We start from the raw sequence: 13,639 nt of genomic DNA on the forward strand, positions 1-13,639 counted from the left end.
CGCGTAACGTAGATTTTCTGTGAAAAGTTGAATTATCATATTTCAACCAATTTCACCAAAAAGCAAAAAAATCTTACAAGTTTTAATAAAAAAATTGCACAATTAGAAAATAGTATTATATTTGCTATAATTACGAACTAACTTTAATATTAAAAATTATGAACAAGTCTGAATTAATCGACGCAATCGCTAAAGATGCAGGTATCACTAAAGTTGCAGCAAAGGCTGCTTTAGAATCTTTCATTGGTAACGTAACTACTACTTTAAAGAAAAAAGATGGAAAAGTATCTTTAGTAGGTTTCGGTACTTTCTCAGTAGCTGAGAGAGCTGCTAGACAAGGGATTAACCCTGCAACTAAAAAACCGATCAAGATCGCTGCTAAAAAAGTTGCTAAATTTAAAGCTGGAGCTGATTTATCAAATGCAGTTTCAGGTGCTAAGAAAAAATAATCATTCAGATTAAAAAAATTCAAGGGCTGTTTCTTAGAAACGGCCTTTTTTGTATTCAAATAATAGAAGAGATGAACCATTAAGCAATTTTAAGCGATTAAGAATTATTAAGTTTCGGCTAAAGCCACTTATTATTGATACAAATAAATAAGCGGGCTAAAGCCCGCTTCTATTTGATATTACTAAGTGTATATTTTCAGGATGTCAGTATCATTAAAAAAAATTATTAACATCTGGCTTCTAAACCCTCATTACGGTGCCAGTCTTGAAATTTTCCAATCCAGATCTTCCAGCTGATAAATAATTCTGTCGTGAAGACGGTTGGGTCTGCCCTGCCAGAATTCAATCTCATAAGGTCTTGCCAGATATCCACCCCAATTGGAAGGTCTTGGAACTTCAGTATTTTCATATTCCTTTTCCAGCTCTTTTAATTTTCCTTCCAAAAACTCTCTGTTCGGAATCACCTGACTCTGCGGAGAAACTACAGCTCCCAGTTGACTTCCTTTCGGCCTTGAATGGAAATAACCATCACTTAAGTTTTCTGCCAGTTTTTCAAGATCTGCTTTGATGATGATCTGTCTTTCAAGATTAGGCCAGAAGAAATGCAGACATGCTTTATGATTGCTTTCTATTGCTTTTCCTTTTCGGCTGTCATAGTTGGTATAGAAAATAAAACCTTCATGGGTATATGCTTTAAGAAGGACCATTCTTGTTCTCGGACATCCATCTTCCTCTACTGTGGAAACAGCCATAGCATTGGATTCTGAGATCATCGGGCTCTCACTGGCCTCCAAAAACCAGTCTCTAAACTGCTCGATTGGATTTTGTTTTATCTCACTTTCAATAAGTTGGGATTTATCGTACACTTTTCTTTTGTCGTGCAGGTTTTCCATAAATATTTTTTATTAAATTTGAGTATGAATCACTCATACAAAGGTAAAATATTAATCTCGACACCTGACATTTCCGGCGATATTTTTTCAAGATCGGTAGTGTTGGTTGTTGAACATAATGAAAGTGGTGCATTTGGTTTGATACTGAATAAAAAGAACAGCCAGATGAGCAGCAAGTTCAAAGATTTTTTTGACTTTAAAATTGAGGTGTATGATGGAGGTCCGGTGGAAAACGACAAAGTGTTTTTTATTGTAAAAGGTAAAAGAGTTACTGAAATCTATACAGACATCGCAGATGAATATTATCTTACAGAAGATATCGAACGTATTATAAATGCTATTTTGAGCAGCGAACTGGATATTGAACACATCAAAATATTCTCAGGCTATTCCGGATGGTCGCCAGGCCAGCTTGATACCGAAGTTCAAAGAAAAATGTGGACGGTAGTGGATGTTTATAACCTTGACTATACGCTGCCCAATGACCAAAGTCTTTGGAAATCGATTATGCAGAACCTTGGGGGAGAATTTCTTCTTTGGGCCAATTCACCTGAAGATATTTCGCTGAATTAAGTACCATTTTCATGGCAATCAGACAATTAACAAACTTTAAGATTCCTTTAACCAATTTTAAAGAAAGTTTTTCCGTTCTTTGAAAAACTAAAATCACTGATATGAAAGGTATTACATTACTTGCTTTATCAATATTTTCTACCGCATTTTTATCATTTAGCCCAATTAACAAAAAATACATTGTCATAGATGCCGGCCATGGTGGAAATGATTTTGGGGCTACACATGGTGAAATTCGTGAAAAAAATATCTCATTAAGTGTTGCTAAGGAAATCCAGAAGATCAATGAAAGCCAGAATAAATATGAAATCGTTCTGACAAGGGATTCTGACAGTTATCCTACTCTTTCCGAAAGAACAGATCAGATCAATAAACTTAATCCTGAAATGGTTATTTCACTCCATGTCAATACGTCCCCTGAAAAAGAGAGATCTGATAACGGATTTGAAGTGTATACTCAGAATTCTGATGTTTCAAAGGAATTAGCCGGAAAAATTTACAAGAAATTCAATGCCCGTAAAATATCGGAGAGTAATCTTCATATTTTAAGAGAAACGAAAGCACCTGCCGTATTGGTAGAACTTGGATTCATCAATAATTCTGAAAACAGAAATTATATAACGAGTGAAAAAGGGCAAAAAGAAATCGCACAGAAATTTGTTGAAATCATCAACGAATACTAAATAAAAAAAAACAATTTCTGATTTAATCAGAATAAAACCCGGTAAAGGACTTCTGGAACTTTGTTGTTTACCGGGTTTGTCAATTTTTATTGATTAAAACTTTTCTTCCAGCTTTCTACCAATTCTGAGAAACGGGAGTTTTCAAAAGTCTTATTTCTTATCTTAGCTACAGAAAATATACCTTTCTCTTCAGAAATCATTAAAATCTCTTCAGCTTTCTGAGACTCGAATGCAATAATCTCGTGTTCCTGAATATCAGCAAGGTTATTTTTATGTAAAAAAGTAACAAAATTTTCCATCAAAGGAGAAATGTAAGCTCCTTCAGTCTGCTTTGGCACTTTGATAATGTCACCTTCTAAAAAAAGAAGATTTCCGGCAGTAGTACGTGCTATTCTTTTATTTGGATTCAGAAGAATAACGTCATCAAGGTCATTTTCCTGAGCATAGATCGCTCCGTAGATATTTTCCGGACAGTGAACCCTGATATTGCTCAGAAGGTTGTTATTAACGTTAATTTCTTTAATCAGATCCAATTCTAAAGGTCTTTCATGAACTGCCAGTATATCTGTCATTTCTGAAATTTCGTAAAAATAGGAAACAGAAGATTTTGCCAATGTTACGCCGTCATTATTCCTGAACACCTGGAAATTGATAATTCCGTTCTTTACTCCTTTACTTTCAATAATTTCTTTTTGAAAAAGTGTCTGGAAAAATTCCAGGGTGTAAGTCAGAGGAATATTCATTCTCATCTTTCTCATGGAAGCCATCAGGAAAAAATAGCATTCTTCGTCCATGATCAATCCACCATTTCTTACAAAGAAAGAAACTTTCACTGAGTCGCCCCAAAGGAAGGCTCTGTTCTTTACATTTAACTCGTCTGATGTAAAATATTGATTTTCCAATTTTTGATGTGATTTATTTACAAAAAAATAATGAACGATAAATCGTTCATCAGTTTTATCATTTAATATAGCCCGGTATTATGCCGCACCCAGTTTTATTCTCAGGTTCTCAATAAGATTTTCCCAATACATTGCATTTTCCTCTTCATCACCTTCTTCACAGAAATCTGTAATATTTAAAGCCAGATCTTCTGTAATATCATCAATTGTAATAGTCATTTCAAAGAAATTTTTTGTTCCTTCATCTTCTTCCCATCTGAAACGCACGAAACCTTCAGGCTTATATCTGATCAAAGTAGCCTTCTCAGCAGGACCTCCACCCCAGCTAAAAAAGAAATCATCGCCTTTCTCTGTTACCTCATCCGCAAACCATTCAGACAATCCTTCTGCAGTCGCCAGATATTCATATAAAATCTCTGATAAACAGTGCATTGGAAATTCGTAATGGACTTTATGTTTCGCCATATAATCTTTGTTTTATCGTCCCGCAATATATAAATTAATTTTTTTATTACGCAAAAAAACAATTACTTTTTTAAAGAATCAGTATGATATTTATCACAGGATTTAAATCCTTATTCCATTAATTTTTACTGGCTAAAATTGTCATGTAAAGCATAAAAAAATCTCTCCTTTCCGGAGAGATTTTATCTTTAATTTTCGTTCAGTATATCAAGAATAATCTGACATCCTTCTCTGATTTCATTTTCAGATAATGTAAGAGGTGGTGAGATTCTCAGGTATTCATTTCTGTACAGCTGCCAGAAAACAACAAGTCCGTTTTCCATACATTTTTTGGCCACTTCCAGTGTATATTCTGGAGTTCCGAGATTCACGGCAAGCATTAAGCCTTTACCATTAATATTTTTAATTTTAGGATGAACTAAAAGTTCTCTAAACAATTTTTCTTTTTTTTCCACTTCATTCATAAGCCCGCTGTCCAGCACTTCCTTTAAAGTAGCGTAACTTGCCGCTGCAATCAATGGATTTCCGCCAAAAGTAGTAATATGCCCAAGCTTTGGTGAATGTGATAAGCTTTCCATAATTTCTCTGGAACTCATAAAAGCTCCTACAGGAACTCCTCCTCCCATTCCTTTCCCCATCACCAGGATATCAGGAACGATTCCAAAGTGTTCGAAAGAAAATAGTTTCCCTGTTCTTCCAAATCCGGGTTGAATTTCATCTAAAATCAAAAGAGCACCTACGTCTTCACATCTTCTCTTCAGTTTGATCAGATAGTCGTTAGCAGGAACCAGAAATCCAGCGGCTCCCTGAATGGTTTCAAGGATGACACATGCTGTTTTCTCAGTAATCTTATCGAAATCTTTTTCATTATTAAATTCAATGAAAGAAACCATCGGTAATAAGGGACGGAATTCTCTTTTATGAGTTTCATTTCCTGAAACACTCAAAGCACCATGGGTATTTCCGTGATACGAGTCTTTAAAGGAAACAATTTCTTCTCTCCCTGTATATCGTTTTGCCAGCTTCAAGCTTCCATCAATAGCCTCAGCACCGCTGTTTACAAGATAGGTAACTTCTAATGGATCCGGAGTAGCTTCCGCCAGCAGTCTGCATAGCGCTATAGGTTTTTCCTGCGCATATTCTCCATACACCATTACATGAAGGTATTTATCTGCCTGTTCTTTGATTGCATTCACAATCTTAGGATGTGAATGCCCCAGCGTATTGGCAGAAACTCCTGCTACAAAGTCAAGATATCTTTTCCCGTCTGTACCGTAAATATAGCTTCCTTCTGCTTTTTCAACTTCAAAACCTGCAGCAAATTTTGTGGTTTGAGCCTGATATATAAAAAAATCTTTTTGCATTTCCATTGTCTCCAAAATTTCAGCAAAGCTATAAAAGATTCGGCACATGCAGAAATTATCCGACTTTAATAAAAAAATTACCCCTGAGCATGTCAAGGGTAATGGATTATCAATATTAAAAAGTTCTGACTGTTCTTACAGTACTTTTTCTATAGTTACAAAGCTGTTATTGGTTACAGTATAAGAAGTGGTTCCTCCCACTTCGGAAACGGCTTCCAATGTGATATACTGTCCCTGCACTGCATAAACCGAGAAATCAAGATTGATCTTTCTGTTCGTTCCGTCAAAATTCACTGTATTTTCAAGCAGCTGGAATCTCTGTGCATCATTTACATAGAGTCCTGCTCCTAATCTGCTGCTGAATGAGCCTGCCGGTCCTGTAAACGTGATGTTCAGGTTAATTCTGTATAAACCGGTCTGGCGTATGTATAACCTGTTGAGATTGGCTCCGGATGTGGCTACATTGGTTTTAAGCTTAAGCGGATCAGCAAGAAAATTAGGTTTATCAATCAGAGAATTGATTGGAAGCAATACAGATCCTGTGGTGGTGGAGACGGCGTTAAGCTGAAATCTAGAAATATTATCAGACTCCACTTCAAAAGCCTTACTCCATACCAATCCGTTAAAAACCATTACCTGTCCCGTACTTTTAACGAAGAGAAGCATTCCTTTTAATTCTTCGATGGCCGTTACCGGTGCACTGCCTCCTGTATAGGGAAGTAACGCTTCTGTATCTACCGCAGGAAGACCAAAACCTTTGACGCCGGATGCCTCATTTGTATTGGTAATGTACATCATCACCTGATCATTTCCGCTCGCATTGGAATCCGGGTTGGGAATATTGGTGAAATTTACCTGTGCGCTGTATAGACTGCCCATGAGTATCAAACAGCTGAAAATATATTTTTTCATGATTAGTAAGCTTTAATTAAACGTGCCGCAAGATATGAGCTGGCCGAATTTGTATCTGTTCCGTAAGCTGCCAATGCACCTCCTGAAATGGCAGTGGAACTGATGGCCGGAACCACTCTGAGCTCTGCTCCCACCGGAAGAGAAATAGTCTGTGCAAAACTGGATGTCTTATTACCCTGGGTATCCACAATGAACACAATGGAATAATTGGTCTTTGACACTACGGTTTCCCAATCTGAAGCAGGTGTGTATTTAACCTGCAATGTGAGTTTAAATTCAGTAACTCCTGCAACGGCTCCAAAACTTCCACCCGTAAAAACAAGAGCAACTCCTACATCGTAGATCCCCGCTGTTTTAACAGTAACGTTGCTTGCATTCTTAAGCAGTAAATTATCTACAAGAACCTGGCTTCTGTTATCGGCAGCAAGGTAGGCAGGTGAGCCTCCGGCAAAGCAGAATCCAATTCCAAATGAGACACAGGGAATGGTAATCCCTGCAGAAATTCCCAGTCTGGATGCCCTTAGCTGATAAATCCCCTGGATTTGTCTGGCAGGATTCCAGGCATAGCCGTCGTATTTATAATACTGTTCATCAGTCTTGTTATAAATAAGACTCCCTACAAGGTTAGCATAATCATCAAATAAATCCGGTGCGGAAGCATTATATCTTGGGAAGGCCGTATGTGTATTTGAATAGGGAAGAATGACCCCTTTCACACCGTCCTGAACTTTCACTATATTCCGGTTGCTAACAATATCGCTACCAATGGTCACCTGTGCTATTAAAGTGTAATGGAAAATAAGCACAACAAGTAATATTATCTTTTTCATCTTATTGCATATTTATTTTTTCAACAATAATTTCAGAAACCGCATTTCCTGTTTTTGACATGGCAAAAAACATATTATTTCCGCCTAATGCTCCTGTGCAGACCCCTGTACCGATATCCTGGGTTCCACCCATCGTCAGTCTTAATTTATCTCCTGCATTGAAGGTTCCTACATAAGTAAATGCCAGAGACTGACCCACATCAATAGAACCCGGAAGAAGGGTTGTAACAGAAAGAGCTCCTGCTGTGGAACCGCTGGTGGTGTTATTAATAGGTCTCCAGGTTGGATCTGACACCGTACTTATCTCAAGATCCAGTTTCGATCTGAGGTTGATAATCACCCCGATACACAGCGGTGTACTGATATCCAGCGCTCCACTTTTAAATGAAACCTTATACAGTCCTCTGGTATTAATATTAATTACATTGCTGGTTGCAGCATCCAGTGAAACATCAGTAGCAATCTCATTAAAGCTCGGGATAGCTGTTGTGAAATTGACGTTAGCCGCTGTACAGGTTCTGACCGTAAGTGCGCATGCGAGTCCGCACGTTCCACAGCTGGTTGTAACCGTACCTGATCGTATGAAACGCGCCATTTTATTGTTCTTCATGGTCGTTACGATAGGATCTGAAATTTTCCAGGTGGTTCCGTCATTCTGTACAATGCTTCCGGTTTCTCTGTTGAAAATAATGGAACTTTGGGTACCGTTTCCGGTGGTACCGACAGCTGATGCCGGCAGGACTGCTGCAGTGTTGGATCTCGGCATCCGTGCCGCATTATTGTCCTGTTTTACATGCAGAAGTGCTCTGTTGTCTGGTTGAAAATTAGGAACTTTCGAAATCCCAACTTGTGCATTGACCCTTATAAGACAAAATATAAGAGCCAACAGGGAATAATTGATTTTCATTTTCTGTTTTTTTTTATCATTGTTGGTATTCTAAATTTATAAAATATTATAATTGAAATGATAACGTAAATAAAAAAAAATGTTAAATAAAAAATCGGGGTAAAAAATCCCGGTTTTAAAAGGAATTAAGTATCAGGTAGAGACTGGATGATGCAAAAAAAACAATATTTATAATTATTTTTTTTTTTTTAAAGAGCCATTTATATAAAAAAAAATCACCATTTCTGATTGAAAGAATGGTGATTTTTTATTTTTGGTAAAAAATATCCGTTATTATTTTCGAACCCTCTTAGGCTTTTTAGCTTCTTCTTTGGCTTTTTCGTCATCAATTGCTTTCTGAGCTTTATCGAAGAGTTCGCTGTCAGCGGTATACTGTATTTCTTCGTTATTCGGGCTGTCTACCAGAATATCCTGCCATTTCCGGATCCGGTCTTTGGTATTCCAGTTAAAATCGGGAAACTTCCTTCGTGCCGGTTCTATTTTACTCATCGGATAGGTATCTGAATTTGCTCCAATACTGCATGAAATAATCTGCAGGGCTCTTTCTTCAAATAATGCTCCGATAATTCCGCAGGTAGAAAGGGTAATACCTATTCTTTCCGGCTTTTTAGTTTCCTGATCGGTATCATCTACATAGACAATAGATTGAGCATTTCCAACTACTCTAGCTTCTTTAATATCATTTTTCTCATAGTAAACCGTCATGAATTTTCCTTTCACCTGATTGAATTCATCTTTGAGAGTAAGTGAATCTACTTTACTGATGGCAAAGGCATTTCCGATTACTTTTAATGAGTCTATATCTTCTGTCTTGGTATTAAAGTAAGCTTCTACTTTATCACCGGTTACCTGTTTTTCACCACTCCAAAGAATCGGGCTGGTGTACATATGCATAACTCCGTCTGTTTCATTGAAAGCAATAGAATCTGCTCTTCCCTGTGCATTGGATTTATAAATACGGGCTTTTTTAAAGGCTCTTAAGTAGCTTTTCTTAACTTTGATATCCAGTGAATCCGGTCTTTGATAGGAGATTATTTTTTCTGCTGCAAAATAAATGGAATCTTTTTCCATCACTTTTACGGCATAAGGATTTTTCGTCATCATCGCAGAGTCTTTTTTCTCAAAAATCTCTCCGTAGCCTCCTTTTATATACCTTCTTTCTTTGGGATCATCAAGGGTTACATTTCCGGTTGCTTTACCAAACCCTGAAATCTGATTGTAGTACATATCATCGCCGGTAAGGATTTTCTCATTATAAAAGATCCTGGAGTTTTTAGTTAGATAAGCCTCCTTGGAATCCATTTTATAGGTTCCTCTCTCCGTATAGATTCTGTTTCGGGGATTGGTTTTGCTGGTAATGGTTGTAGGACCGTTAAAATCTGCAATTTTTGTATTTTGGTTCTGCTTGATATTGGGCCCTTCAATGATATACTGAGGCGTTTCTATTTTCACATTCCCGGTAAGGTCTACCACTCGTGTATTGAGGAAGTAAGTTCCTACTTTGGCGTAGGTTACATTCTGCCCATCAGAGATGGTTCCTCCTGTATTAAAATAAGCCTGATTAGCCAGTCTGTCATAATACAGAATATCTGTTTTTATTGTTTGTTTAGGGTCAGTTAAGACCACATTTTTTCTGGCAACACCTTTCTGGGTATTGGCATCATATTCCATTTCTCCTGCTGTGATTACAGAGCCATCAGTATTTTGAAGTCTTGTATTGCCTATTGCTTTTACAAAATTCTCTTCATTGTACAGGACGACTTCATCAGCAGTAAGAATGGAGCCCTGATGTTCAATCTGAACATGACCGGTAAAATATTGATTCCCGTCGTATTTTTCAGGGTCTTTCTTAATTTCGTCTGCGTGGATGATCTTTACTTTATCTTCAGGTCTCATCTGTTTAGGCTGACCTGTTGAAGGATTCTGCAAATACGGATCTCTCTTCACGGGTGTTTTATCCTGCGCAAAGTTTAGCGTAGAAATAAAGATTAGCAGAAAAAGGATTATTCTCATTAATTAGTCATTCTTAGTGCCATAAAAATATAGCGAATGAGAATCAATTCTTACGCCAAACGCTTCTTCGATGGCTTCTTTGATTCCTTGGATTCTTGGGTCGCAGAATTCAATAATTTCTTCAATCTCTTTGTCAGAGTCTTTTTTGTAGATCACCAGGTGGTCATGTTGCTTGTCAAAATAAGACTTCTCATAAGATGAAGAGGTCAATGTCTTTTCTCCGAACTGATGCTTACGGATCAAGCCTGCATCAAGGAAAATTTCAATAGTGTTGTAAATCGTCGCTTTGGAAACATGATATTTTTTCTGCATCATCAGAAGATACAGATCATCAACGTTGAAGTGATGATCCATATTATAAATTTCTTCCAATATCGTATATCTTTCAGGTGTGTTTCTGAACCCTTTTTCTAATAAGTAGTTTCTTAAAACATCCTTGATCAAAGCTATATTTTTTTCTTTTTGTACTGTATCCATTAAAAAAATTATCTACAAATTTATTGAATTTTATTTAAATAGATATTATGGTTAATACTAGTGGGTTAAGAGTTGTGGCGGAAATATCCGGACTGCTCTATCTTATTATCATAGACTGTTAATTCTGTGATTGGTGCAGATTCAACTTCAACGTTGTGAGAAGATACTCCCCAAGCCTTAAAGTCATCACTTCCGATATACTTCACAAAGTTATAAATGTTAAGAATAATCTTTTGTTTAACAGTTAAAAGGATATCGTTGATATAGGTGTTATCTATGATCACATATTTAAGATCCGGCGGTATCTCATGAGATCTTAAAGAAGGATGGCTGCTTCTTGAAGGAATGGTTCCATCAGCCATTAAATCTTTAAGGACCATATTGAAGTAATCATTGATTCTTCGGTCTACTTTAAACCCTAAAAGGAAGTTGATTTTATATACTGTTCCCGGAAGGATTTCGTCTACTGTATATTTAAAAGTATATGGATCTTCCTGGTTTACAATACTCAGGATAAAATAATGGTCTGCTCTTTTCGGTTGTTTTTTGATGATGGAATAGATGATTTTTGATTCTACTTCATCGTTTCTTTTTGCTCTGCTCAGATAAGCCAGGTTTGTAGCATATTTCGGAATGGTTTCATCCAGTTTCATGTCTTTAAGGATAGACACATATTTTTCTATTTTCACAAACTGGATAAATCTTGTTTTAATCAATCGTCCGTTATACCATGCATACATAGAAAGTCCGATAGAACCAGCCAAAACAACTGTGATCCAACCTCCTTCCAGGAATTTGATAATATTGGCACTGAAGAAACCTAGTTCAATAGCCATATAAACAAACGCGAAAAATAAAATCAATATTTTGCTTACTCTTTGTTTCAGTAGCCAGAATACCAGCAGGATTGTTGTCATCAGCATGGTAACTGTAATGGAAAGTCCATAAGCGGCTTCCATTTTTCCGGATTCCCTGAAATGCAGAACGACAATAATACACAGAATAAGAAGTCCCCAATTGATTCTTGGAATATACATCTGTCCTTTAACTCCGGAAGGATAATCAATTTTTTGATTCGGCCATAAGTTAAGAGACATTGCTTCTGAGAATATGGTGAAAGAACCTGTAATCAATGCCTGGCTGGCAATAATTGCTGCGGCTGTTGCTAAAATTACTCCCGGGATGATCATCCATTCTTCCATAATTCCAAAGAACGGGTTTACTACAGAAAATCCAGGTTTGTTGTAATTAGTCAAAAGCCATGCTCCCTGCCCAAGATAGTTTAGGATAAGCATCACTTTAACAAATCCCCAGCTTACTCTGATATTTTTTGCACCGCAGTGTCCCAAGTCTGAATAAAGCGCTTCTGCTCCTGTTGTACAAAGGAAAACAGCACCTAAAATAACAATTGCACTTGGTGAGTTGACAATAAGTTTGTAAGCATAGTAAGGATTGAAAGATCTTAAGATCTCAAAATTTTCGCTCAAATGCATTACTCCCAAACCACCTAATACCAGGAACCAGACAACCATTACAGGGCCAAAAAACTTCCCGATAAAGCTGGTCCCAAACTGTTGTACTACAAAAATTACAATCAGAATTCCAATAGTGATAGGTACAACCGGGGTGTGAGGGTTATAAATTTCAAGCCCTTCAATGGCCGACATTACGGTAAGCGATGGTGTAATTACTCCGTCTGCAATAAGAGCGGCTGCTCCTACTATAGCAATGAGATACAACCATCCTTTCTTAAGGTTTTTTACTAGTGAAAACAAAGCAAGAATACCTCCTTCACCTTTGTTATCTGCTCTTAAAGCAATGATTACATATTTTATTGTGGTCTGCAGGGTAAGCGTCCAAATAATACATGAAAGAGCACCCTCTATGTATTCATTGAAAGGCATATTACTCCCTTGGAATCTTGCATTCACAATTGCTTTCATTACGTAAAGCGGAGAGGTACCAATATCTCCAAAAACAATTCCTAGAGACACTAAAACTCCAATAAAGGAAAGTTTCTTTATGTCGAAGTGGTAGCCATCTTCTGTAACTTCTGCCATATCAGCTTAATTTATTTTAAAGGCGCAAATTTATACTAATTTTATGACGTCAAGAATTTTTCTTCATGAATATAATAAATGAAAAAACTTCCTTTCGGAAGTTTTTCTCTATAACTATTTTACGTACATCGCTTTTTTAATTTCCTCTTTTACTTTTTCAAGCTTAGGGAACCATTCTGCAAATAATGCTGCAGAGTATGGTGCAGGTGCATCAGGAGTAGTAATTCTCTTGATAGGAGCATCTAAATAATCAAATGCTTTTTGCTGTACCATATAAGTAATTTCAGAAGATATAGAAGCAAATGGCCAAGCTTCTTCTAAAATAACCAATCTATTTGTTTTCTTCACTGATGCCAGAATAGTATCAAAATCAAGAGGACGAACTGTTCTAAGGTCAATAACCTCTACAGAGATTCCTTCTTTAGCCATATCTTCAGCAGCCTGTAAAGCCAGCTTCATGATTTTACCGAAAGAAACCAAAGTAACGTCTGTACCTTCTCTCTTGATATCTGCTTTTCCTAATGGTAAGTAGTATTCTTCTTCAGGAATTTCCATTTTATCTCCATACATCTGCTCAGATTCCATGAAAATAACCGGGTCATTATCCTGAATTGCAGTTTTTAACAACCCCTTCGCATCGTAAGGATTTGAAGGAACCACTACTTTAAGGCCGGGAATGTTTGCAAACCAGTTTTCAAAAGCCTGAGAATGGGTAGCTCCTAATTGTCCTGCAGAAGCCGTAGGTCCACGGAAAACAATCGGACAGTTCCATTGCCCACCACTCATCTGACGGATTTTTGCAGCATTATTGATAATCTGATCAATTCCTACCAATGAGAAATTGAATGTCATATACTCTACAATTGGTCTGTTACCATTCATCGCAGCCCCCACAGCAATTCCTGTAAAACCAAGTTCTGCAATTGGAGTATCAATTACTCTTTTAGGACCAAACTCATCAAGCATTCCTTTTGAAGCTTTATAAGCACCATTGTATTCTGCAACTTCCTCCCCCATTAAAAAGATGGATTCGTCTTTACGCATTTCCTCGCTCATTGCCTGTGCAATTACCTCACGAAAAGTATATTCTGCCATATTTATTCGAAAAATT

General features: G+C 37.1%; 14 protein-coding genes. 3 read left to right on the forward strand and 11 right to left on the reverse strand.

All coding sequences use genetic code 11. The annotated features are described in order from the left end of the window. Positions 1-158 precede the first annotated feature (158 nt). Complete coding sequence (locus KYG33_RS10360) at positions 159-449, forward strand: HU family DNA-binding protein (protein WP_002976900.1); 291 nt, start codon at positions 159-161, stop codon at positions 447-449. A 251-nt stretch (positions 450-700) separates the two neighbouring features. On the opposite strand, the gene pdxH is transcribed toward KYG33_RS10360, so the two are convergent. Continuing rightward, entirely contained in the window at positions 701-1,342 is a 642-nt protein-coding gene (pdxH, locus tag KYG33_RS10365) for a pyridoxamine 5'-phosphate oxidase (protein ID WP_077419158.1), read from the reverse strand. Between the two features lie 24 nt (positions 1,343-1,366). On the opposite strand from pdxH, the gene KYG33_RS10370 reads away from it, so the two are divergent. Continuing rightward, positions 1,367-1,915 (forward strand): YqgE/AlgH family protein, encoded by a 549-nt coding sequence (locus KYG33_RS10370; protein ID WP_077419157.1) that lies wholly within the window; start codon positions 1,367-1,369, stop codon positions 1,913-1,915. Between the two features lie 101 nt (positions 1,916-2,016). Next, positions 2,017-2,598, forward strand: a complete 582-nt coding sequence (locus KYG33_RS10375; RefSeq protein ID WP_077419156.1) for an N-acetylmuramoyl-L-alanine amidase — start codon at positions 2,017-2,019, stop codon at positions 2,596-2,598. 86 nt (positions 2,599-2,684) lie between these two features. Here KYG33_RS10375 and KYG33_RS10380 read toward each other — a convergent pair whose 3' ends face one another. The 10 genes from KYG33_RS10380 to KYG33_RS10425 form a co-directional block, all read right to left on the reverse strand. Then, positions 2,685-3,500, reverse strand: coding sequence for an aminotransferase class IV (locus tag KYG33_RS10380; RefSeq protein ID WP_180564484.1), 816 nt, complete (start codon positions 3,498-3,500; stop codon positions 2,685-2,687). Between the two features lie 78 nt (positions 3,501-3,578). Continuing rightward, complete coding sequence (locus KYG33_RS10385) at positions 3,579-3,965, reverse strand: START-like domain-containing protein (protein WP_034696870.1); 387 nt, start codon at positions 3,963-3,965, stop codon at positions 3,579-3,581. A 188-nt stretch (positions 3,966-4,153) separates the two neighbouring features. Beyond that, a complete protein-coding gene (locus KYG33_RS10390; RefSeq protein ID WP_180565763.1) occupies positions 4,154-5,329 on the reverse strand; it encodes an aspartate aminotransferase family protein in 1,176 nt (391 codons plus the stop codon). A 135-nt stretch (positions 5,330-5,464) separates the two neighbouring features. Further along, the gene (locus tag KYG33_RS10395; protein WP_077419154.1) at positions 5,465-6,241 is read right to left on the reverse strand and encodes a hypothetical protein; all 777 of its coding nucleotides are present in this window, start codon (positions 6,239-6,241) and stop codon (positions 5,465-5,467) included. A 2-nt stretch (positions 6,242-6,243) separates the two neighbouring features. Further along, entirely contained in the window at positions 6,244-7,071 is an 828-nt protein-coding gene (locus KYG33_RS10400) for a hypothetical protein (RefSeq protein ID WP_077419153.1), read from the reverse strand. A gap of 1 nt (position 7,072) precedes the next feature. After that, positions 7,073-7,978, reverse strand: a complete 906-nt coding sequence (locus tag KYG33_RS10405; protein ID WP_219073192.1) for a hypothetical protein — start codon at positions 7,976-7,978, stop codon at positions 7,073-7,075. A gap of 273 nt (positions 7,979-8,251) precedes the next feature. Beyond that, positions 8,252-9,991: an OstA-like protein gene (locus KYG33_RS10410; protein ID WP_077419151.1), complete on the reverse strand. Its 1,740-nt coding sequence runs from the start codon at positions 9,989-9,991 to the stop codon at positions 8,252-8,254. Positions 9,992-9,994: 3 nt separating this feature from the next. Beyond that, positions 9,995-10,468 carry a Fur family transcriptional regulator gene (locus KYG33_RS10415; RefSeq protein WP_047386665.1) on the reverse strand — a complete coding sequence of 158 codons (474 nt, stop codon included), beginning with the start codon at positions 10,466-10,468 and terminating at the stop codon, positions 9,995-9,997. Between the two features lie 65 nt (positions 10,469-10,533). After that, positions 10,534-12,528, reverse strand: coding sequence for a KUP/HAK/KT family potassium transporter (locus KYG33_RS10420; protein ID WP_077419150.1), 1,995 nt, complete (start codon positions 12,526-12,528; stop codon positions 10,534-10,536). A 114-nt stretch (positions 12,529-12,642) separates the two neighbouring features. Next, the gene (locus KYG33_RS10425; protein ID WP_047378880.1) at positions 12,643-13,623 is read right to left on the reverse strand and encodes a pyruvate dehydrogenase complex E1 component subunit beta; all 981 of its coding nucleotides are present in this window, start codon (positions 13,621-13,623) and stop codon (positions 12,643-12,645) included. Between the last annotated feature and the right edge of the window lie 16 nt (positions 13,624-13,639).

The organism is Chryseobacterium sp. D764 (genome assembly GCF_019317325.1).
GTDB lineage: Bacteria > Bacteroidota > Bacteroidia > Flavobacteriales > Weeksellaceae > Chryseobacterium.

What these genes read in the sequence shown, in the direction of transcription:
- KYG33_RS10400 (WP_077419153.1), bottom strand. Translation starts at nt 7,071, where the DNA reads ATGAAAAAGATAATATTACTTGTTGTGCTTATTTTCCATTACACTTTA.
- KYG33_RS10370 (WP_077419157.1), top strand. Translation starts at nt 1,367, where the DNA reads ATGAATCACTCATACAAAGGTAAAATATTAATCTCGACACCTGACATT.
- KYG33_RS10360 (WP_002976900.1), top strand. Translation starts at nt 159, where the DNA reads ATGAACAAGTCTGAATTAATCGACGCAATCGCTAAAGATGCAGGTATC.
- KYG33_RS10415 (WP_047386665.1), bottom strand. Translation starts at nt 10,468, where the DNA reads ATGGATACAGTACAAAAAGAAAAAAATATAGCTTTGATCAAGGATGTT.
- KYG33_RS10420 (WP_077419150.1), bottom strand. Translation starts at nt 12,528, where the DNA reads ATGGCAGAAGTTACAGAAGATGGCTACCACTTCGACATAAAGAAACTT.
- pdxH (WP_077419158.1), bottom strand. Translation starts at nt 1,342, where the DNA reads ATGGAAAACCTGCACGACAAAAGAAAAGTGTACGATAAATCCCAACTT.
- KYG33_RS10395 (WP_077419154.1), bottom strand. Translation starts at nt 6,241, where the DNA reads ATGAAAAAATATATTTTCAGCTGTTTGATACTCATGGGCAGTCTATAC.
- KYG33_RS10405 (WP_219073192.1), bottom strand. Translation starts at nt 7,978, where the DNA reads ATGAAAATCAATTATTCCCTGTTGGCTCTTATATTTTGTCTTATAAGG.
- KYG33_RS10410 (WP_077419151.1), bottom strand. Translation starts at nt 9,991, where the DNA reads ATGAGAATAATCCTTTTTCTGCTAATCTTTATTTCTACGCTAAACTTT.
- KYG33_RS10425 (WP_047378880.1), bottom strand. Translation starts at nt 13,623, where the DNA reads ATGGCAGAATATACTTTTCGTGAGGTAATTGCACAGGCAATGAGCGAG.
- KYG33_RS10375 (WP_077419156.1), top strand. Translation starts at nt 2,017, where the DNA reads ATGAAAGGTATTACATTACTTGCTTTATCAATATTTTCTACCGCATTT.
- KYG33_RS10390 (WP_180565763.1), bottom strand. Translation starts at nt 5,329, where the DNA reads ATGCAAAAAGATTTTTTTATATATCAGGCTCAAACCACAAAATTTGCT.
- KYG33_RS10385 (WP_034696870.1), bottom strand. Translation starts at nt 3,965, where the DNA reads ATGGCGAAACATAAAGTCCATTACGAATTTCCAATGCACTGTTTATCA.